The 23,188-nt window shown below is 70.6% G+C and carries 21 protein-coding genes; 12 read left to right on the top strand and 9 right to left on the bottom strand.

What is annotated here, in order from left to right:
• The first annotated feature begins 12 nt into the window (after window positions 1-12).
• Both LX16_RS12790 and LX16_RS12785 read left to right on the top strand, forming a co-directional pair.
• Window positions 13-672, top strand: a complete 660-nt coding sequence (locus tag LX16_RS12790; RefSeq protein WP_147138501.1) for a response regulator transcription factor — start codon at window positions 13-15, stop codon at window positions 670-672.
• A gap of 304 nt (window positions 673-976) precedes the next feature.
• Window positions 977-1,630, top strand: coding sequence for an HAD family hydrolase (locus LX16_RS12785; RefSeq protein WP_158645578.1), 654 nt, complete (start codon window positions 977-979; stop codon window positions 1,628-1,630).
• 125 nt (window positions 1,631-1,755) lie between these two features.
• Here the strand turns inward: LX16_RS12785 and LX16_RS12780 are convergent, their stop codons facing one another.
• The 3 genes from LX16_RS12780 to LX16_RS12770 form a co-directional block, all read right to left on the bottom strand.
• Window positions 1,756-2,229: a hypothetical protein gene (locus LX16_RS12780; protein WP_147138496.1), complete on the bottom strand. Its 474-nt coding sequence runs from the start codon at window positions 2,227-2,229 to the stop codon at window positions 1,756-1,758.
• Window positions 2,230-2,342: 113 nt separating this feature from the next.
• Window positions 2,343-4,025, bottom strand: coding sequence for a DUF885 domain-containing protein (locus tag LX16_RS12775; RefSeq protein ID WP_147138495.1), 1,683 nt, complete (start codon window positions 4,023-4,025; stop codon window positions 2,343-2,345).
• A 131-nt stretch (window positions 4,026-4,156) separates the two neighbouring features.
• Window positions 4,157-4,801 (bottom strand): hypothetical protein, encoded by a 645-nt coding sequence (locus LX16_RS12770; RefSeq protein WP_147138493.1) that lies wholly within the window; start codon window positions 4,799-4,801, stop codon window positions 4,157-4,159.
• Between the two features lie 226 nt (window positions 4,802-5,027).
• On the opposite strand from LX16_RS12770, the gene LX16_RS12765 reads away from it, so the two are divergent.
• The 3 genes from LX16_RS12765 (at window position 5,028) to LX16_RS12755 (ending at window position 8,042) form a co-directional block, all read left to right on the top strand.
• Window positions 5,028-5,501 (top strand): carboxymuconolactone decarboxylase family protein, encoded by a 474-nt coding sequence (locus LX16_RS12765; protein ID WP_147138492.1) that lies wholly within the window; start codon window positions 5,028-5,030, stop codon window positions 5,499-5,501.
• Window positions 5,502-5,832: 331 nt separating this feature from the next.
• Window positions 5,833-6,624: an SGNH/GDSL hydrolase family protein gene (locus LX16_RS12760; RefSeq protein WP_147138490.1), complete on the top strand. Its 792-nt coding sequence runs from the start codon at window positions 5,833-5,835 to the stop codon at window positions 6,622-6,624.
• Window positions 6,625-6,854: 230 nt separating this feature from the next.
• A complete protein-coding gene (locus LX16_RS12755) occupies window positions 6,855-8,042 on the top strand; it encodes a DUF4253 domain-containing protein (protein ID WP_147138487.1) in 1,188 nt (395 codons plus the stop codon).
• Window positions 8,043-8,087: 45 nt separating this feature from the next.
• On the opposite strand, the gene LX16_RS12750 is transcribed toward LX16_RS12755, so the two are convergent.
• The 4 genes from LX16_RS12750 to LX16_RS12735 all read right to left on the bottom strand — a co-directional run bounded on the left by LX16_RS12750 (window position 8,088) and on the right by LX16_RS12735 (window position 14,243).
• Window positions 8,088-8,822 carry a hypothetical protein gene (locus LX16_RS12750; RefSeq protein WP_211354486.1) on the bottom strand — a complete coding sequence of 245 codons (735 nt, stop codon included), beginning with the start codon at window positions 8,820-8,822 and terminating at the stop codon, window positions 8,088-8,090.
• Between the two features lie 86 nt (window positions 8,823-8,908).
• Window positions 8,909-9,847, bottom strand: a complete 939-nt coding sequence (locus LX16_RS12745) for a helix-turn-helix domain-containing protein (protein ID WP_147138483.1) — start codon at window positions 9,845-9,847, stop codon at window positions 8,909-8,911.
• A 106-nt stretch (window positions 9,848-9,953) separates the two neighbouring features.
• Entirely contained in the window at window positions 9,954-13,292 is a 3,339-nt protein-coding gene (locus LX16_RS12740) for a S8 family serine peptidase (RefSeq protein WP_147138481.1), read from the bottom strand.
• A gap of 330 nt (window positions 13,293-13,622) precedes the next feature.
• Window positions 13,623-14,243: a hypothetical protein gene (locus LX16_RS12735; protein WP_147138480.1), complete on the bottom strand. Its 621-nt coding sequence runs from the start codon at window positions 14,241-14,243 to the stop codon at window positions 13,623-13,625.
• A gap of 330 nt (window positions 14,244-14,573) precedes the next feature.
• On the opposite strand from LX16_RS12735, the gene LX16_RS12730 reads away from it, so the two are divergent.
• Genes LX16_RS12730 through LX16_RS12720 form a run of 3 tightly spaced genes read left to right on the top strand, consistent with a single transcriptional unit; the run spans window position 14,574 to window position 16,291 of the window.
• Window positions 14,574-15,782, top strand: coding sequence for a cytochrome P450 (locus LX16_RS12730; RefSeq protein ID WP_147138478.1), 1,209 nt, complete (start codon window positions 14,574-14,576; stop codon window positions 15,780-15,782).
• Between the two features lie 4 nt (window positions 15,783-15,786).
• Complete coding sequence (locus tag LX16_RS12725) at window positions 15,787-15,990, top strand: ferredoxin (RefSeq protein ID WP_244615816.1); 204 nt, start codon at window positions 15,787-15,789, stop codon at window positions 15,988-15,990.
• A gap of 4 nt (window positions 15,991-15,994) precedes the next feature.
• Window positions 15,995-16,291, top strand: coding sequence for an antibiotic biosynthesis monooxygenase family protein (locus tag LX16_RS12720; RefSeq protein WP_147138475.1), 297 nt, complete (start codon window positions 15,995-15,997; stop codon window positions 16,289-16,291).
• Between the two features lie 38 nt (window positions 16,292-16,329).
• Here LX16_RS12720 and LX16_RS12715 read toward each other — a convergent pair whose 3' ends face one another.
• On the bottom strand, window positions 16,330-16,758 hold the full coding sequence (locus LX16_RS12715; protein ID WP_147140739.1) for a CBS domain-containing protein: 429 nt from the start codon (window positions 16,756-16,758) through the stop codon (window positions 16,330-16,332).
• 224 nt (window positions 16,759-16,982) lie between these two features.
• Between LX16_RS12715 and LX16_RS12710 the strand changes: the two genes are divergently transcribed.
• From LX16_RS12710 to LX16_RS12695, 4 genes are all read left to right on the top strand, one after another.
• Entirely contained in the window at window positions 16,983-18,083 is a 1,101-nt protein-coding gene (locus LX16_RS12710) for an NAD(P)-dependent alcohol dehydrogenase (protein WP_147138473.1), read from the top strand.
• Window positions 18,080-18,505 carry a nitroreductase family deazaflavin-dependent oxidoreductase gene (locus LX16_RS12705; protein WP_147138471.1) on the top strand — a complete coding sequence of 142 codons (426 nt, stop codon included), beginning with the start codon at window positions 18,080-18,082 and terminating at the stop codon, window positions 18,503-18,505. The genes LX16_RS12710 and LX16_RS12705 overlap by 4 nt, the downstream gene beginning before the upstream one ends.
• A 67-nt stretch (window positions 18,506-18,572) precedes the next feature.
• Window positions 18,573-19,916, top strand: coding sequence for an FAD-binding oxidoreductase (locus LX16_RS12700; RefSeq protein WP_147138469.1), 1,344 nt, complete (start codon window positions 18,573-18,575; stop codon window positions 19,914-19,916).
• Complete coding sequence (locus tag LX16_RS12695; RefSeq protein ID WP_147138467.1) at window positions 19,903-21,138, top strand: class I SAM-dependent methyltransferase; 1,236 nt, start codon at window positions 19,903-19,905, stop codon at window positions 21,136-21,138. The genes LX16_RS12700 and LX16_RS12695 overlap by 14 nt, the downstream gene beginning before the upstream one ends.
• A 449-nt stretch (window positions 21,139-21,587) precedes the next feature.
• On the opposite strand, the gene LX16_RS12690 is transcribed toward LX16_RS12695, so the two are convergent.
• Entirely contained in the window at window positions 21,588-23,183 is a 1,596-nt protein-coding gene (locus LX16_RS12690) for an MFS transporter (RefSeq protein WP_147138465.1), read from the bottom strand.
• Window positions 23,184-23,188: the final 5 nt, after the last annotated feature.

Below are 23,188 nucleotides of genomic sequence, written 5' to 3'. Positions count from 1 at the left end.
TATCGTTGAGCGATGTCGGACGCTCCCATATCGGTGCTGCTGGTCGACGACGACCCGCTGGTGCGTACCGGCCTGCGCCTGATGCTCGGCGGCGCCGGGGACATCGAGGTGGCCGGTGAGGTGTCCGACGGCAGTGACGTGTGGGAGGCCGTGGAGCGGCTGCGACCCGACGTGGTGCTCATGGACGTGCGGATGCCGTTGGTCGACGGGATAGCCGCGACCCGGCGGTTGACCGAACGCGGTGACGCCCCCCAGGTGATCGTGTTGACCACGTTCGACGCCGACGGCACGGTGCTGGCGGCGTTGCGGGCGGGCGCGGCCGGGTTCCTGGTGAAACACTCCGCGCCGGAGGAGATCGTGGCGGCGGTGCGGCGGGCGGCGGCGGGAGAGCCGGTGTTGTCGCCGGGCGTCACCCGGACGTTGATCTCGCACGTGGCGGGACCGCGCGACGACCGGCGGGGCCGCGCCCGGGCGAGGCTGGCGCTGTTGAGCGAACGGGAACGCGACGTGGCGATGGCCGTCACCAGTGGACGGTCGAACTCCGAGATCGCGGCGGAGCTGTTCATGTCGGTGGGAACGGTGAAGGCGCACATCTCCAGCGCGCTCACCAAACTCGGCATGACGAACCGGATCCAGTTGGCCTTGCTGGCACACGACGCCGCCGAGGACTGACGGCACGGCCGGTGGCGGTCGCGTGGACTGGCCGGCTGGTACCGCAGGGCGGGCCGGGTACTTCTCTCGTCACTCTCGGGGGCCTCCAACCTCCGCCCCATACTTTGAGCGTAGAACGGCGGACGACGGCCCGTCCAGGCGCAATCCGGCGGCCTGTGGATGAGTACCCGGTTGTGGATAAGTCGGGAGGCCCCGGACGGGCGAGCACGATCCGGTCCGATGAGAAGGTCACGCGCCGGAACCCCGTCGGTGCCGCGTCGGGCATTCTCCGGGGCGCTACGACCGGCGGTCTAGGATGCCTCTCGTGTCGCCACGGCTCGCGCTCTTCGATCTCGACAACACGCTGGTCGATCGCGCCGCCGCGCACCGCCGTTGGGTCGAACGGCTGGTGGCGGACCACGGACTCGGGCCGGGAGCCGTCGAGTGGTTGATCGCGGAGGACGGCGACGGGTTGACTCCCAAGGACCGCTACTTCGCCGCCGTCAAGACACGGTTCGACCTGCGGGAGAGCACCGAGGAGCTCTGGGCGCGATACCGGACCGAGAAGCCGGCGTTGATCACGCCGGACCCGACGATCCGGGCCGGGCTCACCCGGCTGCGGGAACGCGGGTGGCGGATCGGCATCGTGACCAACGGCCGGGAGGACACCCAGGTCGCCACGATCATGCACGCGGGATTGAGCGGTCTGGTCGACGGCTGGGCGGTCTCGGGCGCCGAAGGGATCAGGAAACCGGCGACCGAGTTGTTCGCCATCGCCGCGAGCCGCTGCGGCGCCGACCTCTCCCTCGGCGGCTGGATGATCGGTGACAGCGCCGAAGCCGATGTCGGTGGCGGCCGGGCGGCGGGGTTGCGCACGATCTGGATCGACCGCGGGCGCATCTGGCGGGGCGGTGACGCGCCGAACCGCATCCGGCCCGACGCGACCGCGGCCATCGAGTCGCTGCTGGCCGAGACCTGACCGAGAACCCGCGCAGCCGATCGGAACGCAGTCCGGGACCGACGACGTCGAATGCCGGTGGCCATGCCGGTCACCGTGTGTCGACTCGGGAGTAACAGGTCTCGCCACCGCAGCCGGACGGGGTGTCATTCCCGGTCGGTGGGCCGCTCTCCCGATCGCGGCCCGGCCCCCGGCAACCAACCCTCCGCGAACAGGCTCAGCACCACGGGATGGTCGTCCGCGTGGTTCTCCGGTTTCGGCGCGGTCCAACGCCATCGTCCGAGCCGTATCCACCACCACAGGATCCACCACGTGAGGGTCCACGCCACCGGGACGACCAGTTGCCATTCGTCGGCCCAGACCTCGCCCGCCGCCCGGCTCGCGCCCCACGCAAGCAGCATCAGGCCGGTGACGGCGAACGAGCCGACGAGTACGTACCGCACCGCGCGATCCAGGGCGTGGCCGTGGCGGCAGCGGCGGCACCGTGGAATGTCGAGCCAACGGACCTTCCACTCCTGCCGCAGCCCCAGGAGCCGCTCCTCCACGTCGCGGTGCACGGCCGTCCGGAGGTGGTCGCCGGGTAGGGACGGGTCGCCGCACCACCAGCACTCGACCGCCATCCACCCAGCGTAGCCGCGAGGGACCCGGTGGGAGAGTGAACGGTTGTGGCGCAGTGGAAGTGGAGGAACGGACCGGTGCGTGCCCTTCGCCGGCACGCACCGGTGCCGACACCTTACAGGCGTTTGAGGGCGGCCTGGAACGGGTCCAGACCCATCGGGCCGAGGTTGAGCGCGTCGGTGTGGAAGGTCTTGAGGTCGAACTCGGCGCCCTTGCTTCGCTTGTAGTCCTCGCGCGCGGCCAGCCAGATCCGTTCACCGACCTTGTAGGACGGTGCCTGTCCGGCCCAGCCGAGGTAGCGGTTGAGTTCGAACCGCAGGAACGCCTCGTTCATGCGGCAGTGGGCGCGCAGGAACTCCCACCCTAGTTCGGGGGTCCAGGTCTTTCCGGGGGCGAAGCCGAACGGGTTGTCGGCGGGGATCTCCAACTCCAGGTGCATGCCGATGTCGATGACGACGCGGGTGGCGCGGAACGCCTGGCCGTCCAACATGCCGAGTTTGTCGCCGGGGTCGGAGAGGTAGCCGAGGTCGTCCATCAGCCGCTCCGAGTACAGTGCCCAACCCTCCGCGTGGCCGGAGCACATGACCCCGCGGCGCTGGAACCGGTTGAGGAGTTCGGAACGGTACGCGGTCTGTCCGATCTGGAGGTGGTGTCCGGGGACGCCCTCGTGGTAGACGGTGGTGACCTCGCGCCACTTCGAGAACGACTTCTGCTCAGGCGGCACGGACCACCACATGCGGCCCGGGCGGGTGAAGTCCTCACTGGGACCGGTGTAGTAGATGGTGCCGTCGCTGGTGGGGGCGATCATGCATTCGATGCGCCGCACCGGTTCGGGGATGTCGAAGTGCTTGTCGGCCATGTCGGCGATCGTGGTGTCGGCCAGTTCCTGCATCCAGTCGCGGAACTCCGCCTTGTCGGTGATGGTACGTTCCGGGTCGGCGTCCAACACCTCGATCGCCTCGTCCACGGTCGCGCCCGGCTTGATCTGCTGCGCGACGGCGGCCATCTCGGTCTCGATGCGGTGCAGTTCCTGCCATCCCCACGCGTAGGTCTCTGCCAGGTCCACGGCCGTCCCCAGCGAGAACCGGGAACCCCGCGAGTACTTCTCCCACCCGACGGCGTCCTTCTCCGGTGCCACGGGTGCCAGTTCGCCGCGCAGGAAACGCCCGAACTCGGCGACGCCGCCGCGCGCGGTGTCGGCGGCCGCGGTCAACCGGTCGGCGAGCGCACCACGGACCGGTTCACCGTCCACTGTGAGCCTGGACAGTAGTCCGGTGAAGAAGTCGTCACCCTTGGCGCCGAGCCAGTTGTCGGTCTGGACGGCGACCTCGGTGATCTGGCGTCGCGCGGACACGTTGCCTCTGGCGGCCTCGGTCCGGAGGGTCTCGGCGTAACCGGCGAGGGTGGCGGGCAGCTTCTCCAACCGGGACGCGATGTTGGCGGCGTTGTCGGCGCCCTCGGTGCCCATCAGGTCGAACACCGAGCGGGTGGAGTGCAGTGGACTGAAGATGACGCTGAGGCCGGCGGCGATGTCGCCCGCCTCGTGCCGTTCGACCGCCAGGGCGAGCCGTTCCTCCATCGTCTCCTTGGCCGCGCGTTCCCGTTCGTCGCCGGGTTCCTCGGCACGCAGCGCCGCCAGGGTGGTGCGGTCGTGGTCGGCCCGGGCGGCGAACCCCTCGGGCGAGAAGTCGTCGTACTCGTCGTCGCGGTCCTTGATGCCCATGCTCGTGGCGCGGATCGGGCTCATCGCCACGGCCTCGGCCATGTAGCGTTCCGCGATGTCGTCAATGCGTCCCATGGCCCGAGCCTACGTTAACGGGAGATCCCCACCGAGGCGGAAATCTCCCGTTTTGCGGCGTCACACCCGATCCGAGGCCGAAACGCTTGATCGATCTGTAACCCGCAGACTGCCGGGACGGTGCTTACCGGTCACGGACGGTACTGAGGCGGTCCGGGTTGCTGCGGCGGGTACGGTCCACCCTGCTGCGGTCCCGGCGCACCGGGTTGCCGGTACTGCGGCGGCGTCCAGTCGGCGTCGTAGCCCGCGATCGGCGGCATGCCGTCGCGCTCCTGCTGCGCGAACGGGTTCGGCTGCGCGGGCGGGTCGAACCACTCCCGGGACTGCCTACCCACGAGTCCCACCAGGGCGACGGCGCCGCACAGCGCGCAACCGATCACCACCACCGCGTAGAACCAGCCCTGAGCCCCGGTGACCATCGTGGACACCTTCGGATTGGCGATGGCCCCGAAGCCACCGCAGGCCGCCAACAGGCCCACCGCGCTCCACAACGCGGCCCCGGCCGCCCAGCGGCGGCCCTTCCACACCACCCGTCCGAGGATCGCGCACCACACCGCGACCAGCGCCGCGACCGGTACCGCGACGAGCCACGGCATGGTCAGCAGGAAGTTCGACGCCGCGGTGCCGATGGTGGCGTACAGGGCGCCGGCGAGCACGGCGAGCAGCGCCGCCACGAGGAACGCGATCGCCGCCACGGTCACCCGTTGCGGCCGTTTCCGTTCCGGGATGAAGGTTGACACGGCGGCCGTCTCCGGCCAGGCATTGTCGTCATACATGGCTATATCTTCCAATCCCGGTGCGGTACGGGCGATGCCCGGTGTACCGGATGCGCGGCCGGTACCCGCCACCCATTGTCCCGTGCCGGAGGCGTGACGGCACGCCGGTGGTTTCACGCCGGACCGCCGGGGGAGCCACGTCGGGAGAGCCCGGTCACAGGCCGTCACACCCGCGCCGCGGGCGGCGTCTCATGCCCGAGAGACCCACCACGGCAAGGAGGACACGATGGAAGCCCGTCTGAACGTCATGAGGAACCCGGTCGCCGGGAAGTTCATCACGCACATCCTCGGCGCAAACAAGGTGCTGACCGAGTCGGGGCTGTCCGCGACCACCCGGGAACTGGTGGCGTTGCGCGTCAGCCAGATCAACGGCTGCGCCGGCTGCATCGACATGCACACCAAGGAGGCCGAGGCCGCCGGGGAGACCGCGGTGCGGCTGCACCTGGTCGCCGCCTGGCGGGAGGCGACCGTGTACACGGCGGCCGAGCGCGCCGCCCTGGACCTGGCCGAGCACGCCACCCGGATCGCCGACGGGTACGGCGTCCCCGACGAGGTGTGGGAGGCCGCCGCCGCGCACTTCGACGAGGACCAGCTCGTCGCGCTGGTGTGCCACATCTCGATGATGAACGCCTTCAACCGGTTGAACGTCACGACCCGGCAGCCCGCCGGTGACTACGTCGCGGGCCGCCTGCCGCACTGAGAGACACCACCCGGCCGGTGCCGTCGCGGCACCGGCCGGGATTCCGCGCCGGGGAAGGTGATCCCGGTCTCGGCCTTCGCCACTCGGTCGCGTTGCGGGCGGAATCGAAGGGCGCGCGAGACCGATTCGTTATCTTTTCGGCGCATTGTCTATAGACACGTGCTCGCCCGCGGTGAACGACCCGACCGCGGCGGTGCCGCCGGCGCCCCTCACCCGCCCCCGGCCTCCCGCCCTCCGGTCGCCCTGTGAACGCACAATCCGTCCGGCGTGGCACCGCCAGCCGACTGGCACTGTTGGCAATGCGGCACCCGGCAGGGACAGGAGCGAGCGAATGACGCATCGATTCAACGGTTTCGCGGCTCTCGGCGACAGCTTCACCGAGGGCATGAACGACCTCGGCCCCGACGGGCGCTACCGGGGTTGGGCCGACCTGGTAGCCGACCGGTTGAGCCTGGGCCGTCCGGAACTGCGGTACGCGAACCTGGCCGTCCGGGGCCGGCTGTTCGACGCGGTGGTCGACGAACAGGTGCCCGCGGCCCTGCGGTTGCGTCCCGACCTGGTCAGTTTCGTCGCGGGCGGCAACGACGCGCTGCGCCGTCGTTTCAACCCGCAGCGGCTCGGCACCCGGTTGCACGAGGCGGTACGGGTACTGACCGCCTCGGGGGCGACCGTCATCCTGTTCACCTCGCCCCTGCCGCCGCCGGGGCTGCCGGCCGCCCACCTGATCAGGACACGGCTGTCCGGCCTCAACGACGCGGTGCGGCGGGTCGCCCAACGTCACTCGTCGGTACTGGTGGACCTGTGGAGCGACACCCCCCTCAACGACCGTTCCATGTGGAGCGACGACCGGCTTCACATGTCGCCGCTGGGGCACGCCCGGGTGGCCGCGATGGTGTGCGCCGCCCTGGAGGTCGAGGCCGACGAGGCGTGGAACGCGGCACCGCCGCCGGCGACGCCCGCGCCCTGGACGGCCCGGCGACGCGAGGACCTGAAGTGGGCCCGGGGACACCTGGCGCCGTGGGTGAGGCGCCGCATCAACGGGATCTCCAGCGGCGACACCGTCACCGCCAAGCGGCCCACGTTGGAACGCCTGCGCAAGGCCGCGACCGAGGCGGGTGCCTGACCGTGTTCAAACTGTTGTTCATCCTGGTGGTGTTGTTGGCGGCGGCGTGGGTCTTCGGACTCGCCGTGCAGAAGCGCCGCCGCCCGCCGCGCCGCTGAACCGTGCCCCCGCCCACCACCACCCGGTTTGGATCATCCACAATGCCCGATGTGCGTGTGCTCCCCGCCCGTTCCGCGGCGACGACGGAGTCGCCTTGCCTTACACCGTCGGCAACCGGCATCATCTAAGCCGTGGGAATCCTGCAGAAGCTACTGGGGCGTCGCGGCGACGAACAGCCCACGCCGCCGCCGGATCCGGCGGTGCCCGAGACCGCCGCGCCGGCCGACGGGACGGGGCGGCCCGAGGACCCCGAGGCCGCGTCCGGGAACGTGTCCCCGGACGCGCCCACGACCGGCCGCTCCAGTGCCGTCCTGGAGGACGCGGCCCCGCTCCCGGGCGACACCACCGGTGAGATCCCGGCGCCGCCGGCGCCCGCACCGGTCCCGCAGGCGCGCCCCTCGCCCGACACCGCGCCCGACGACACCGACACCGAACCGTCCGCCCCCGACAGCACGGAAGGCGAAACCCGTGACGCTGAGGGCACACCGGTGACCCGCGACCTCGACTACTTCGTTCCGGAACGGCCGCGCCGGGAACTGCTGGACCTGGAACCGCCGCCGCCTCCGGAGGACGGCCTGCGGACGCCCGCCAATCCGGCGCTGCCGTTGGACGTGGCGGGTTCGCCGCGCGCGGCGCTGCGGGACGCCGGGATCACCGTCCCCCACATGCAGAAGATCGTGCAGCGCGGTGACGTCCAGTTGTGGGCGTTCGGGGTCCGCGCCAGCGAGGCGCTCGGCTGGTGGCTGCAGGTGCGTCAGGTCCACGAGAAGACGGGTTGGCTGCCGGTCCTGTTGGGGTCGGCCGACGACTGGCTGGACAACGGGGAGGGCGTCCTCCACGAGGGCGAGGACGAACTGTCCCGCCTGGACGAGATCGACGCGGTGACGTTGCTGTCGGACAAGGCCGCCGAGGCCGGTGAACCGCCGCGCGGGGTGCCGATCCTCCCGACTCGGGGCGACTCCGACTTCGCCGTGCCCAAGAGCGACGGGCTGCTGGGCATGGTGCAGGCCGAGCACGGCTGGCAGATCCCGGCGCTGCTGCCGTGGAAGGGCTCCACCAACTGGGAGCTCTACGGTGCCGAGCACGCCGCGGTCCTGCGGATGTGGCACGAACGCCATGAGGTGGAACTGGTGTCCATGACCTGGGACATCCTGGAGCTGTACGTGCCGAATCCGCCGTCGGGCGACGACGACGTCCTGACCGCGGCGTCGCAGGTGCACGCCTACTGCCCGGACCTGTTGGCGGCGGGCGTACCGACACTGGACGACCTGGCGGTGCACATGATCCGTTCCCGCGCCTGGTACTTCCGCTGGACGTGACCGCGCACCGGGCGAGGGTCGTGGCGGTGAGGCGACCGGCCCGGCTCAGTCGACGGCGGGCACCTCGTGGACGCGGGTGCAGATGAACTCCTGGCCCGGTTCCTCCGGAAGCAGGTCCGGCCACATCGGATAGACGTCGCCGGTGGGCTCCTGGCCGGTCTCGGTGCCGTCGGGGCAGTCGTCGGCGTCGCCGACGATCGCCAGCACCTCCATCTCGGCGGCGTACTCCCCGCTGCCGTCGCAGGGGGTCTCCACGACCAGGTCCTCCACGACGGCGGCGCAGTCGCCCGCCACCAGCAGGCCACCGCCCGCGCCCGGGTCGCCCGGGTGCGGCGGGTACAGGTTCCGGGCGCAGATCAGTTCGTCGACGACCGGTTCCTCCGGCTCCTCACCGGATTCCGACGGTTCCGGCGTCTCCAGCATCGGCGGTTCGTAGACCGGGATGATCTGGTCGGTCCCGAACGGGCAGCCGGGGCGGCCCGGCGCCTCCACCGGTCCCACCAGGTCGAGGACCAGGATGGTCGCGTCCGGGTCGTCGCAGGCGATGCCGATGTAGTCGGTGGGTTGGTCCTCGCTCAACGGGACGGCGCAACCGCCCCGCACCAGCTTGTCCGGGTCGGGGATGACGACCGGCCCGCCCGGTGACTGCAACCAGATGCCCAGGACGGTCGCCACCACCATGCCCAGCGCGAGGGCGCCGAAGCAGGCCCCCAGGACATGCTGAAGGTGGTGTTCGCGCGTGGACTCCGCCACGGGTCCGTCGCTGGTTGACGGTGACAAGGGTTCCTCCCGCCGATCGGCTCACGCCAGTATGCCTGCCGTCGCCGCCGGCGGTCACCGCCGTCCGGCCGGGTGGGGCCGGGCACTCACCGGCGACGCGCCAGCCAGTACCCCAACTGCACCCGCGTGTCGGCGCCGGCGGCGTCCATCATCTCCTTGATGCGCCGCTGCACGGTCCTGGGCGACACCGCCAACTGCTTGGCGATCGTCTTGTCCGGGAACCCCTGCAGCAGCAGGGCGACGATCCGGTCGTCGAGACCGGGCGCTTCACCGGACTCCCCGGCGTCGAAGACCTCGGCGGCGCGTTCCCACACCAGGTCGAACAGTCCGGTCAACGCGTCCAGCAGCCCGCTGGGATGCACCACGACCGCGCCGGGTTCCCCCGACGCCGCCAACGGCACCAGGCCGATCTCACCGTCGGCGATCAACATGCGCAGCGGCAACGTCCCGGTGGCGCGGATCTGTTCACCGGCGGCGAGGGTGTCGGCGATGGACGCGAGCATGCCGGGCTGCTCCAGCATCGACCGTTCCAGTACGACCCGGTAGGTGACGCCGCGCGCCAGGGCCTCCGACTCGGCGGGGTTGTCCTCGGCGGTGACCAGCAGGGGACGGGGTTTCACGAAGGCCCGCAGTTCACGGGTGGCGCCGCTCTGCAACTGCAGGAACCGCTGCCGGACGCCCTGGGCGCCGGTGACGACCTCCACCAGGTCCTTCACCGAACCGGCGTCGCCGCGGCTGCGGAACAGTTCGGCCAGTTCCGCCAACGCGGTCTCGGCGCGGCCGAGTTCGTCGCGGCGCCGCACCAGCAGCGCCCGCAACGCCAGTTCCGGTGGCGCGGCCCGGAATCGCTCGTTCTCCCGGGTGGCGAGCCCGGCGTCGGCGAGCGACGCCAGCAGCTCCGCCGCCCGTACCGGGGTCGTGTCGATGCCTCCGGACAACCCGGCCGCGTCGGTCGGGCCGCCCGCCACCAGGGCACGGTAGGCCCGTTCCTGGTCTGGCGGGATGCCCAACGCGGTCAGCTTCACAGTCCAGGAGTATGGAGCAAACCGCCGCCGAACACCAAACCCGTGTGGACGTGGACCGGGCGGCCCGGGGAGTTCCCGGGCCGCCCAGTCGTGGGACGGCGGCACCTCAGGCGACGCCGTAGAGCCGCACCACGTACTGGTCGACGCTGTTGCCGTCGGCGTCGGTGGCGGTGATGTGCAGCGACGGGTACGCGCCCGCGTGCCCGGTGTTGTCCACCAGGGCCCGCCACGCGCCGTCACGGTACTCGACCTCGACGTCGGCCCAGTCGTACTCGGCCAGGCTCTCCACGGCCATGAGGTCGATCTCGTCGTAGTACACCTGCGCGGTGAACGAGACGATCTCACCCGGGTCGAACCCGTCCTGGCCGGTGAAGCCGACCGTCACCGGGGTCACGCCCTCGGCGGGCACCAGGTTGTACCCGTCGACGGGGATGTCGTAGGTCGGCATCAGGATCGGCAGCGCCGCGACGGACTCACCGGCGGGACGTTCGGAGTCGAAACCGAACACCGACTGGGTGGCCAGACCGATGTGCGTGCCGGGCAGTTGCCCGTTCAGCATCCGCATCCGGAACTGGGTCACCTGGACCTCGTAACGCGTGGACGGGTCGCCGGAGACCACGACCTGCCCGTTGGGCCAGGCGTTCTCACCGACGAGTTCACCGTTCTCGAAGAACCGCAGGTTGCCGACGTCGCCGAAGCCGCCGAGGCCGTAACGGCCCTCGGAGTCCTTGAACGGCGCGAACGAGAAGCCCATGAGGTCGCCCTGCCGTTCGGCGATCCGGCCGGGGGCGCCGTACAGGTCGGTCCACACACCGGTGTTGGTGGGGAGCCGGTTCCACACGGTCTCGCGGGTCTCTCCGGCCTCGTACACCCGGAACGGGTCGAACATCATGTCCGCACCGAGCCGGGAGTCGTTGCCGATGCCCATCTGCTGGAACGGGATGCCAGCGCTGTAGTACGCGGTCCGTTCCGCCGGTGTCGTCACCGGCTGCATCCCGGTCCCGACGAACACCTGCTCGTTCGCCGCCGACAGGGTCTTGATCGTGTCGAAGTAGGTGCCGGCCTCCCGCTGCGCGTAGAAGCTCTCCGACACGGTCGCCAGGTCGGCGTCGGCGACGTCGTACCGCTGACGCGCGCCCACCTTCCCGGTCTCGGTGAATCCCAGGTTGTACACGAAGGGGCTGGCCTCGGTGGCGACACCGTCGGCGTACATACGCCAGAAGCTGCCGAAACCGAAGTCCCCCTTCTTGACCTTGCCCTCGGTGGGCAGGGCGTACATGGCGACGTCGGTGTCACCGGAGTACACCGATCCCAGGGTCAGCCACCGTTCGTCGTTGCGGGTGTAGTGCAGTGTCGCGGCCCGGGCCTGGCTGGCCTGCTCGGTCGTCACCTTGATCCGGGTGGCGTCGCGGGCGTCGAACCGCAGTGTCGTGTCACCGGTGATCTCGATCTCCGGGTCGCCGACGTAGGTGTAGGACTTGTCGGCGCCGGACGCGGAACGCACGAACCCGGAGATCGACACGGTCCCGACGCGGGCGCGCAGCACCACGTCCTGACCGTTGAAGTAGTAGCCCTCGAACCGGTCCTCGTCCATGTGGAACACGTCGAGGAAACCGGAGGCGGCGGGCTGTCCGGCCCGGTCGGTGACCTTCACGGTGATCTCGGCGGTCTCCGGTTCCAGCCAGTAACCGACGGCGGTGGTGACCTGCACGCCCTTACCGGTCGCGACGATCCGGGCGCTGATCTCACCGAACGAGTCGGCGGAGACCTTGCGGGTCACGTCGGTGACGACCACCGGGACGGTCACGGAACCACCGGCGGGGACGGTCACCTTCTTCGCGGCCACCTGGAGCGCCGTCTTGGGCATCTTGCCGCCGTTGGCGCCCACCAGGTCGGTGACCTTCAACGACAGTTTCACGTTCTCGTCACCGGAGTTGGTGTACGTGATGGAGCTGCGCGCGGTCTCGGTGCCGCTGTGCGGCCACAGGAAGCCGCCCACCTTCACGCTGGCGGTCGCCTGCACGGTCGACTCGATCGCGCCGGGCACCCACAGTTCACCCGAACCCTGTTCGTAGACGGTGCCGGTGGCGTCCGGTTTGACGCTCGACGTCAACGCCTCCTTGATCTGCCGGGCTCCCCATTCCGGGTGTGCCTGCCGCACCAGTGCCGCGGCGCCGGCGACGTGCGGCGCCGCCATCGACGTGCCCGACATCTGCCGGTAGTGGTTGCCGCCGGGGCTGCCGGCGTAGGCGCTGGTGATCGCGACGCCCGGCGCGGCGATGTCGGGCTTGACCCGCAGGTCACCCAACGTCGGTCCCCGGCTGGAGAATGACGCGGTCTGGGAGTCCGCGTCCACGGCGCCCACGGTCAGGACCGTCTCCACGCAACCGGGCGAGGTCACGGTCTCTCGCAGGCCGGCGTTGCCGGCGGCCAGCACGAACAGGGTGTCGTCCTGTTCGGTCAACGCGCGGGTCGCCTCCGCGATCGGGTCGGTGCAGTCGGTGGGGACGTTGGTCCCCAGGCTCATGTTGACGACGTCGGCGCCCTGGGCGACCGCCCACTCCATGCCGGCGATGATCCAGGACGCCTGGCCACCACCGACACCGAGCACCTTGCCGACCACCAGGTCCGCTCCGGGCGCCATGCCCGCGCGGGAGCCGTCGGAGGCCTCGCCGGTACCGGCGACGGTCGCGGCCACGTGGGTGCCGTGGCCGTCGTGGTCGGAGGGGTTCCCACCACCGGTGAAGTCCTGGGACGCGGTGATCCTCCCGGCCAGGTCGGGGTGGTCGGCGTCGACGCCGGTGTCGAGGATCGCGACCGTGGTGCCCTCACCGTCGAAGCCGAGATCCCAGGCCTCGTCGGCGCCGGTCTGTTCGACGCCGGTGGTCGGATCCAGGTCGAACCCGGTCACCCTGGCGTCCAGCCAGATCCTCCCCGAGGACGAACGGCTGCGGCCGAAGGAGTCGAAGACGTCCCCGGCCTCTCCCTTGTCGACGGTGACGGCGGTCGCGCCGATCGACGACAGGGTGCCGGTGCTGGACAGTCCGGCGGTGCGCGGCGTCGGCCCCGTCGTGATCAGCGGGATGTCGTCGCGGTGCGCGTCGTCGTAACCGGACCGGACCAACCCGGTCACGTTGAACAGTTCCGGGTCGAGTGTCCCGGCGGCCAGCATGGCCTCCGCCTCGACCGGGATGACGTACACGTCGCCGCCCGACATGCGGGTGTAGTAGTCGGAGGTGGTGGTGAGCGATGCCGACGTGGTGCCGTCGGCGGCGACGTCCACGACCGCGACGTCACCGGTGATAAGGGTGACGGCGCTGCTGGTGGCGGTCGGTGCGGGCGGATCGGCGGCGGCGGGCGCGGCGGTGAACGCCACACCCGTCACCGCGGTGATCGCCGCGGCTAGTCCGGCGCCGATGCGGCGCCGGGCGGGTCTTGCGGACATGTGGTCTCCGGCCGGTCGGGAGGCGGGGCGTCGTTCCGGTGGCCGGGTACCGGCACCGGCCACGGGCACGCCGGGCCTCTGGGGGTGGGGGCTGGAGGATCCCGGCGGCCGTCCCCGGCCGGTGCGCCCCGGCTCACGACCGCCCGCAGGGCGGCCTGGTACGCGTCGTCCGGTGTGGCCACCGGGATCTCCCGGACTGAACCCTCCCAGAAGATCACCGCCGGACGGCGGGTTGAGCTGCGACGACAAGTCGCCATGGCGACTTGTCGCCACGCGGTGGCGACTGTTCGCCACACCGTCGGCACGGCCGGTGCGCACCGGGCCGGACGGTCACGGGTGGTCCGTCGCCCCCGGTGACCACACGTCCATCGCCACGCCGACCGCCAACGGATCGGACTGGACGTCGTCGACGGCCACACGCGCGATCTTGCCGTCGTCGGTACGGATGCACAGCACCTCGCCGGCCGACGGGTGCGAATCGCCGCCGTCGAACGTCCAGCCGTCCTGCCGGTTCCGGCCCGCGAGGACGTCGCACGCCTCGGGGGTGGCCGTGTCGGCCAGGCCGCCCGCCGACCACGACAGTTCGCCGCGGCCCGTGACCGTCAGGAATCCGTCCGGGCACAACGTCCAGATGAGATCGCTGCCCCGGTCGGAGACGGTGTCGGCGAGGGCGCGGACGCCGCCCTTCCATTCGTCACCGCGCGCGACGTCGAAGTCGACGACGAACGCCGGGCAGGCGACGGGGTCCCATTCCGGGATGTTGAGGTAGGTCTCCTGGGAGCCGTTGGGAACCCAGTCGGTGGGGGTCGGCGGCGGTGTGGAGGTCTGCGGCTGCCCGGCGGTGTCGGCGGGCGTGTCGGTGCGGGCCTTACCGGCACCGGCGATCTGGGCGAGGCCGATGACCGCGCCCACGACGATGCCGACGACGGTGAGCCACAGGCTCATCACCATGAGGCGGTGGCCACGTGTGTCCTGGGGTTGACCGGGGTGAGGGTGCGACGACCGAGGGTGCACGTTTGAATGTTATCCACGCCACACCACTACCGTCCTCAGCGGAACGGACGGACCGTCCCGGTCGGGCGCCGTCTCCACCGGACATGCCAGAAACATTGGGGCACAGGGTTTTCAGGCTCGATCACATTGTCCGGTGTCCAGGACGCCACTAGGTTGACGCGGGGTCGCGCAGGGAGTCGACATACACCGCCGGCGCACGCCGCGGGCCGTGGCACCGCGACGAAGGGCCACGGGCCGGGAGTTCGTTCCACCCGAGGGGATTCCTCGATGGCCGACACACCTCGACCTCTGCGCGGGCTGCCCATGCGCCGCGACGACCGGTTCGCACCCGCCACCGGGCTCGCCGAGCTGCGCGACCGGCACCCGATCAGTCCGATGATCTACCCCGACGGCCACCGCGGCTGGCTCGTCACCGGGCACGACCTGGCACGGGAGGTCCTCAGCAGCCCCCACTTCTCCAACCGTCCCGAACTGCTGCACTCTCCGCTGGACGCGCCACTGCCCACTCAGGAACGACCGCAGACGCAACCGGGCTTCTTCCTGAACATGGACCCGCCCGACCACACCCGGTTGCGGCGGATGCTCACCGGACAGTTCACGGTGAAGCGGATGCGCGCCCTGGAGCCCCGCGTCGAGGCGATCGTCGCGGAACGGATCGACGCCGTACTCGCCGCCGGCCCACCCGCCGACCTGGTCGCGGAGTTCGCGCTGCCGGTCCCGTCCCTGGTGATCTGCGAACTCCTCGGCGTCGACTACGACGACCGCGACGGGTTCCAGACCGACTCGCACACCCTGATGGACCTGCGGGTACCGGTGGAGGAACGCATCGCGGCACGGGAACGCATCGGCGCGTTCATGCTGCGCACCGCGCACCGCAAACGCGGGCGACCCGACGACGGGCTGCTCGGTTCCCTCGTCCACTCGGGCGAACTCGACGACGCCGAACTCGCCGGCGTCGGTTTCCTCATGCTGCTGGCCGGTCACGAGACCACCGCGAACATGCTCGCGTTGGGCACCTTCGCCCTGCTGGAACACCCCGATCAGGCGGAACTGCTGCGCGCCCGTCCCGCGCTCATGCCGCAGGCGGTGGAGGAGCTGATGCGGTTCCTGTCGATCGTCCACATGGGTCCGACGCGGTGCGCGACCGCCGACGTCCGGATCGACGGGCGACTCGTCACCGCCGGCAGCAACGTCACCGTCTCGGTGCCCGCCGCCAACCACGACCCGCGACGGTTCGACGGACCCGACCGGCTGGACGTCACCCGGCCCGGCACCGGGCACGTCGGGTTCGGCCACGGCGTCCACCAGTGCCTCGGGCAGCAACCGGCGCGCCCGGAGATGCGCATCGGCTTCGACGCCCTGCTGCGGCGGCTCCCCGGACTGGCACTGGCCGTCGACGCGAAGGCTGTACCGATGCGTTCCGATATGGGACTCTATGGGGTACATGAACTTCCGGTCACGTGGCGACAGGAGTGAAACCGTGCGAATCCGAGTCGACCGCCAGATGTGTGTCAGTGCCGGGATGTGCGCCCTCACCGTCCCCGAACTGTTCGACCAGGACGATGTGGACGGTCGTGTCCTGGTGTCCGACGTGACACCCGCCGAGGAGTACCACGACCGGGTGGAGCGGGCGGTCGACTCGTGCCCCTCGGGCGCGCTCCGGCTCGACAGGGCCACGGTGTGACGCCGTGATAGTCGAATACATCCGATACCGGCTCCACCCCGACCGGATCGACGAGTTCGCCGACGCCTGGGCCGCCGCCGCGCCCCTGGTCCGCCGCAACCCGCACAACCGGTCGCTGGAGGTGGCGCGCTGCCTCGACGATCCCGGCGTCCACACCGTCCGAATCATCTGGGACTCCCGCGAGGGGCACACCGAGGGCTTCCGGGGACACGCCGACTTCGAGGAGTTCACCGCGCACGTCGGGCGCTTCCACGACGCGATGGAGGAACTGCGGCACTACGAGGTGCTGGGCGGGATCTGAACCAGGGCGGGGCGGCACCCGCGCCGCCCCGCCACCGCTCAGTTGTTGGGTGGAGCGGCGTACACGTCGTGAACGAACTCCGACAGTTCCGCCTCGTCGAGGTGCTCCGCGAGGTCCGCCTCGCTGATCATCCCCACCAGTTCACGGTCGGCGATCACGGGGAGACGCCGGATCTTGTGATCCCGCATGACGCGGCACACCTCCGAGGAGTCGGCGTCGGCGTCGATCCACACGAGATCACCGCCGGCCATCTCCGCGGCCGTCACCTCGTTCGGGTCACCGCCCTCGGCGATGCACTTGACCACGATGTCGCGGTCGGTGATGATCCCCTGCAACCGGTTGTCCGAACCACAGATCGGCAGTGAACCGACCTGCTGGTCGCGCATCATCCGCGCGGCCTCGGCGAGAGTCCTGTCCATGTCGACGCACGTCGCACCCAGGTGCATCATGTCGCGCGCGTTGGTCATGCTCATCGCCTCCTCACTGAATGCGATTCCGTTCGCGGCACTCACGCCGCCTTCGGGTTCACCCTGACACGCCCCGGCGCGCCGCGTGCCCGATTACCGGACCCCGTGCGACACACCGGCCACCGGCGCAACTGCGCCCACGACCACCCGGCCCGTCACGTCCGGAATGCCCCATTCGCGGAAAACGCCCGCCCCGCGCCGCACCGCACGCCAGGATCGACGCCATGAAGGCATACCGACTCACGGACGTACACACCGCGCGGTTCGAGGACGTCGACCAGCCCACCCCGGGCGTCGGCGAGGTGCTGCTCAAGGTCGCCGGCGCCGGCGTGTGCCACTCCGACCTCCACATCCTGCACGCCGACGCCTGGCAACCACTGCCCATGACGATCGGGCACGAGGTCAGCGGCCGCATCGCCGAACTCGGTCCCGGCGTCACCGGCTGGGACGTCGGCGAACCCGTCCTGGTGTACCTGTGCTGGGGATGCGGACAGTGCCACACCTGCGCGTCCGGGTACGAGAACTACTGCGAGGTGTACAAACGCGGCATCGTCCCCGGCCCCGGGCTCGGCTACGACGGCGCCATGGCCGAGTACGTCATCGCCAAGGCCCGGTTCCTCGTCCCGCTCGTCGACCTCGACCCGGTCGACGCCGCGCCCCTCACCGACGCCGGCCTCACCCCGTACCACGCCGTCGACATCGCCCGGCCGAAACTGGTGCCGACGTCCAACGCCGTCGTCGTCGGAGTGGGCGGACTCGGCCACATGGCCGTGCAGATCCTCGCCGCCACCACCGGCGCGCGGGTCATCGCCGTCGACCTCGACGAGTCGAAACTGCGTCACGCCGCGGAACTGGGCGCCGAACTCACCGTCCCCTCCGACGAACAGGCCGCCGCGCACATCCTCGACGCCACCGACGGCCGCGGCGCCGAGGTCGTGTTCGACTTCGTCGGCGTGGCACCCACCCTGCGGCTCGCCGCCGACACCATCGCCCCGTTCGGGCAGATCGTCGTCGCGGGCCTCGGCCGGGGCACCCTCCCGTTCCCCGCCGACGGCCCGCCCGGCGGACTCCCCTGGGGAGCCGGGATCGTGAAACCCTACGGCGGCACCCGCGCCGACCTCCACGAGGTCATGTCGCTGGCGCGGCGCGGCAGGATCAAGGTCACCGTGGAACGGCACCCGCTCTCCGAGGCGCCCGCCGTCTTCGAGAAACTGGAGGCCGGCCGGATACCCGGCCGTGCCGTCCTCACACCGTTACCGTGGAATACCGGCACCGCCGCCCGCCTTGGCCTCCTTCGACACCACTCGACACAGGAGGAACCGTGACCGTCAAACTCAGCCCCACCAAGTGGGTCGCCGACCAGGCCCGCCTGTACGAGGAGTCCGGCGGGACCAAAGGCACCACCATCCACGGCGCGCCGTGCCTGCTGCTGGACCACCGGGGCCGCCGCTCCGGCGACTGGTACCGCACCGTCCTCATCTACGGCCGCGACGGCGACGACCTGCTGATCGTGGCCTCCAACGGCGGCGCCGACCGGCACCCGCAGTGGTACCGGAACCTGACCGCCGACCCCCGGGTACGGGTGCGCGTCGGCCCGGAGTGGTTCGACGCCGAGGCCGAGGACCTGTCACCCGCCGACCGGGACCGGGTGTGGCCGCACCTCGACGAGGTGTTCGCGCCCTACGCCGGCTACCGCCGCAAGACCACCCGGGAGATCCCCGTGGTGAGGCTGCGCCGCACCCACTGAACGTTCCGTGACCGGGCAGAGTCGTCGAAGCCGCGTCAGTGTCGTCCACATGCATTAACGTTTGGTCATGTGCCGTAGCGCCCATGACGCCGCCGTCGACCGGTTGCGTGCGGCGATGTCGTCGCTGCCGCCCGGATCGCCGGTGAGGCTGGGCAAACCCAGCTCCAACCTGTTCCGATTCGGTGCCCGCGACCGCGTCCCCGGCCTGCCGGTCGACGGCCTCGACACCGTCATCACGCTCGACGCCGACGCCCGCACCGTCGAGGCCGGCGGACTCATCACCTACGAGAGACTCGTCGCGGCGACCCTGCCGCACAAGCTCATGCCGGCGGTCGTGCCGCAACTGCGCACCATCACACTCGGCGGCGCGGTCGCCGGACTCGGCATCGAGTCCACGTCGTTCCGGTCCGGGCTCCCACACGAGTCCGTGATCACCATGGACGTGCTGACGCCCTCCGGCGAACTCGTCACCGTCACCGACGACGACGCGCTGTTCCAGGCGTTCCCCAACTCCTACGGCACCCTCGGGTACGCCGTGCGGCTGGTCATCCGGCTGGAACCGGTCGGCAACGCCGTCGCGCTCACCCACCACCGCCACGACTCGGCCGCCGAGACCTTCGACGCCCTCGCCCGGCTGTGGGACGACCCGGCCGTCGACTTCGTCGACGGCGTCGGATTCGACACCGGCGAGCTCTACCTCACGACCGGCCGCTTCGACGACGCCCCCGGCCCCACCAGCGACTACACCGGGCAGGCCGTCTACTACCGGTCGATCCGGGAACGCGACACCGACCGCCTCACCATCCACGACTACCTGTGGCGGTGGGACACCGACTGGTTCTGGTGCTCGGCCGCGTTCGGCGTGCAGAACCGGTTCATCCGGCCACTGTGGCCACGCCCCTACCGGCGGTCCGACGTGTACCGGCGGCTCGTCGGCCTCGACCGCCGCGTCGGACTCAGCCGGACACTGTCCCGGCTGCGGGGCGGCCGCCGGGAGGCCGTCATCCAGGACGTCGAGATCCCGTTGCCGGCGGCGGCGGCGTTCTTCGACGAGTTCTGCGCCCGCATCCCGATCCGGCCGGTCTGGATCTGCCCGCTCCGCACCGCCGACGACCGCCGCTGGCCGCTGTACCCGCTGCCCGCCGGCGAACCGTACGTCAACTTCGGGTTCTGGGCGACCGCCGCCCTGCCCGCCGACGCCCCCGACGACCACTTCAACCGGGAGGTGGAACGACTGGTCGCCGCGCACGGCGGCCACAAGTCGCTCTACTCCACCGTCCACTACGACCGGGAGGAGTTCTGGCGCGGCTACGACCTCGCCGCGTACCGCGCGGTCAAGGACCGCTACGACCCCGACCGGAGAATGCCCGAACTGTACGACAAGGTGGTGGGAGATCATGCGACTCGCTGAGGTGTTCACCAGGATCTACGGGGCGGACCCCCCGGTGGGTTTCCGCGCCTACGACGGCAGCAGCGTCGCCGCCGACGGCGGACTGCCCATCCTGGACGTGCGGCAGCCCCGCGCGCTCAACTACCTGGCCAGCGCCCGCAAGGTGGAACTCGGGCTCGCCCGCGCCTACGTCACCGGCGCACTCGACGTCGTCGGCGACCTGTACCAGGCCATGAGGTCACTGTGGTACATGGAGGTGAAACTGCCGCCGATGGAGTACCTGCGGCTGTTCAGGGGACTGGGCGGCCTGAAACTGCTGCGCCGTCCGCCGCTCCCGCAACGCGAGGCCAGTCTCGCCGGACGCAGGCACTCCAAGGCCCGCGACGCCGCCGCCATCGCCCACCACTACGACGTCGGCAACGACTTCTACTCACTGATCCTGGGCGAGTCGATGACCTACACCTGCGCCGTCTACGAGACACCCGAGACCCGGCTCGCCGACGCCCAGTACGCCAAGCACGACCTCGTCGCCCGCAAACTCGGGCTGCGGCCGGGGATGCGGCTGCTGGACGTCGGCTGCGGATGGGGCGGCATGGTCATGCACGCGGCACGGCACTACGGCGTGAAGGCGCTGGGTGTCACGCTGAGCCGCCAACAGGCCGAGTGGGCCGCCAAGGCCATCAACGACGCCGGGCTCAACGACCTCGCCGAGGTGCGGTTCGCCGACTACCGGGACGTCAAGGAGGGCCGGTTCGACGCGGTGTCCTCCATCGGGCTCACCGAGCACGTCGGGCCGGAGAACCTCGCCGACTACTTCGCGGCACTGTACGCGAAACTGCGCACCGGGGGCCGGCTCCTCAACCACTGCATCACCAAGCCCCACAACAAGGGACCGGCGATCACCCGGGGCGGGTTCATCTCCACGTACGTGTTCCCCGACGGCGGTCTCGCGGGACCCGGCAGGCTCGTGTCCCACATGCACGACACCGGTTTCGAGGTCCGGCACGAGGAGAACCTGCGGGAGCACTACGCGCTCACCCTCACCGACTGGGTCACCAACCTGGAGAGCAACTGGGACTCCGCGATCGAACTCGTCGGCGACGAGACCGCCCGCGCGTGGCGGCTTTACCTGGTGGGGTCCCGGCTCGGCTTCGAATCCGACCACATCGAACTGCACCAGATACTCGGCATCAAACACGGCCCCGACGGTGAGTCCGGGATGCCGTTGCGCCCCGACTGGTGACCGGCCGGGGCGGTTGCGGACGGTGGCGGTTGCTGGCCGTGGCCGGGTCTTGCGGTGCACTCGTCCGGTGGGCGTGTCTTGCGTGCCCTCGTCCGTTCCGGTGGGCGTGGGAGTGACGGCGAGCCCGGCCGCACCGGTCACGAACCTGAAGCCCCGCTGAATAACGGGTTGACGGCTTTTCACCCGATTTGAGACGCTTCGTGACATCGGGGTGGTTTGCCCCCGGTCGGGGTGGGGTCCGGCCGGTGCGCCGCGACTCCGGCGCCTGCGGCCCGTCCGGCGCTCACGGCTCGCGGCTCGTCCGGTGCTCGGGCACCGGCACCGGCACCGGCCACGAACCCCGGGCCGCCGACATCCGCGCGCGACCGGGGCCGGAGGGACGTGTCACGCCACCTCCGGCCCCGGTATTTCGCTCCCGGCGCGGTCGTCTCACCGCGCGGTCCCGCAGGTCAGCGGTACGACGGCGGCGCCACCTCCTTCGGAGGCGCCAAGGCCGCCGGGTCGTCCTGCTCCGGTTCGTCCAGCACCTTCGGAATGCCCCGCATCGTGAACAGCACCACGACCCCCAGCACGACCAGGACGGCCGCGCCGGTCAGCGTCGTCGCCGACAACGCCGACATGAACGCCTCACGGGCGGTCTCGGTCAGCCGGCCCGCCGTCTCGCCCGGCAGTCCCGCCGCGACCTCCAACGCCGTCCCCAGGCCGTCCTCGGCGTGCCGGGCCGCCTCGGCGGGCAACCCCTCCGGCAACGCCAGGTTCGACCGGTACGCCGCGCTCAACACACTGCCCAGCACCGCGATACCCAACGCGCCGCCGAGTTCGGTGGCGGTCTCGGAGATCGCCGAGGCCGCGCCCGCCCGGGTCCGCGGCACCGACGCCATCACCGTGTCGTTGGCGGTCGCGAAGGTCAGGCTGATACCGAACCCGGTGACGATCATCGCCACCACCAGGAACCAGTACGCGACGTCGATCCCGACCTGGCTGTACAACCCGAACCCGACCGCGGCGAGCAACAGGCCGGTGGCCGTCGCGGCCGCGCGCCCCGCCGTCTGGATCAGCTTCGCCGCGAGGATGCCGCCACTGGCGGCACCGATACCGGCGGGCAGGCCGGCCAGGCCCGACACCAGCGGCGACCAGCCCAACACCAGTTGGAAGAACTGCGCGAAGATCCACGACATGCTCATCATGGCGAACATCCCGATCATGGTCGCCGAGACCGTCGCCGAGAACGCCCGCCGCCGGAACAGCGACACGTCGATCAGCGGCTTCGCCAACCGCGTCTGCCGTACGCAGAACAGCACGAGCACCGCCAGGCCGACGACTCCCGGCACCAGGACCTCGGCCCGCCACGCGCCGTCGACGACCTCCTTCATCGCGTAGACGACGGCGACGATCCCCACGATCGACATGACGATGCTGGGCAGATCGAGCCTCCCCGGGTGCGGGTCACGCGACTCCGGCAGCACGAACGCGCCCGCCACCACGATCACCGCGCACACCGGCACGTTGATCAGGAACACCGAACCCCACCAGAACTCGTTCAGCAGGGCGCCACCGACCAGCGGCCCCAGGGCGAAACCCATCGCGCCGATCGAACTCCACAGTCCGATCGCGGTGGTGCGTTCCTTCGGGTCGGTGAACACGTTGCGGATGATCGACAGGGTCGACGGCATCAGGGTCGCGCCCGCCACACCGAGCAGCGCCCTCGCCGCGATCAGCAACTCCGGTCCGGTCGCGTACGCCGTCAGCAGCGACGCCACCGCGAAGCACGCCGAACCGATCAGCAGCAGCCGCTTCCGCCCGATCCGGTCACCCAGGTTGCCCATGGTGATCAACAGCCCCGCCAACGCGAAACCGTACATGTCGAGGATCCACAGCAACTGGGTGGAGGACGGGGCCATGTCGGACACCAGTTTGGGCACCGCCAGGTGCAGCACCGTCATGTCCACTGCCAACAACAACATCGCGAGGCAGGAGATCGCCAGCGTCCCCCACCGTCGTCCCGCGCCGTACACGCGCGGGCCGTAACTCGATACATCGGTCATGTCGT

The sequence above is a fragment of the Stackebrandtia albiflava genome, from assembly GCF_007994225.1.
GTDB lineage: Bacteria > Actinomycetota > Actinomycetes > Mycobacteriales > Micromonosporaceae > Stackebrandtia > Stackebrandtia albiflava.
This window is presented reverse-complemented; position numbering and strand designations above follow the sequence as displayed.

Coding starts and splice junctions, on each gene's coding strand:
- LX16_RS12790 (WP_147138501.1), top strand. CDS start 13: ATGTCGGACGCTCCCATATCGGTGCTGCTGGTCGACGACGACCCGCTG.
- LX16_RS12715 (WP_147140739.1), bottom strand. CDS start 16,758: ATGACCAACGCGCGCGACATGATGCACCTGGGTGCGACGTGCGTCGAC.
- LX16_RS12710 (WP_147138473.1), top strand. CDS start 16,983: ATGAAGGCATACCGACTCACGGACGTACACACCGCGCGGTTCGAGGAC.
- LX16_RS12735 (WP_147138480.1), bottom strand. CDS start 14,243: ATGGTGATGAGCCTGTGGCTCACCGTCGTCGGCATCGTCGTGGGCGCG.
- LX16_RS12770 (WP_147138493.1), bottom strand. CDS start 4,801: ATGTATGACGACAATGCCTGGCCGGAGACGGCCGCCGTGTCAACCTTC.
- LX16_RS12740 (WP_147138481.1), bottom strand. CDS start 13,292: ATGTCCGCAAGACCCGCCCGGCGCCGCATCGGCGCCGGACTAGCCGCG.
- LX16_RS12700 (WP_147138469.1), top strand. CDS start 18,573: ATGTGCCGTAGCGCCCATGACGCCGCCGTCGACCGGTTGCGTGCGGCG.
- LX16_RS12690 (WP_147138465.1), bottom strand. CDS start 23,183: ATGACCGATGTATCGAGTTACGGCCCGCGCGTGTACGGCGCGGGACGA.
- LX16_RS12695 (WP_147138467.1), top strand. CDS start 19,903: ATGCGACTCGCTGAGGTGTTCACCAGGATCTACGGGGCGGACCCCCCG.
- LX16_RS12775 (WP_147138495.1), bottom strand. CDS start 4,025: ATGGGACGCATTGACGACATCGCGGAACGCTACATGGCCGAGGCCGTG.
- LX16_RS12765 (WP_147138492.1), top strand. CDS start 5,028: ATGGAAGCCCGTCTGAACGTCATGAGGAACCCGGTCGCCGGGAAGTTC.
- LX16_RS12730 (WP_147138478.1), top strand. CDS start 14,574: ATGGCCGACACACCTCGACCTCTGCGCGGGCTGCCCATGCGCCGCGAC.
- LX16_RS12760 (WP_147138490.1), top strand. CDS start 5,833: ATGACGCATCGATTCAACGGTTTCGCGGCTCTCGGCGACAGCTTCACC.
- LX16_RS12780 (WP_147138496.1), bottom strand. CDS start 2,229: ATGGCGGTCGAGTGCTGGTGGTGCGGCGACCCGTCCCTACCCGGCGAC.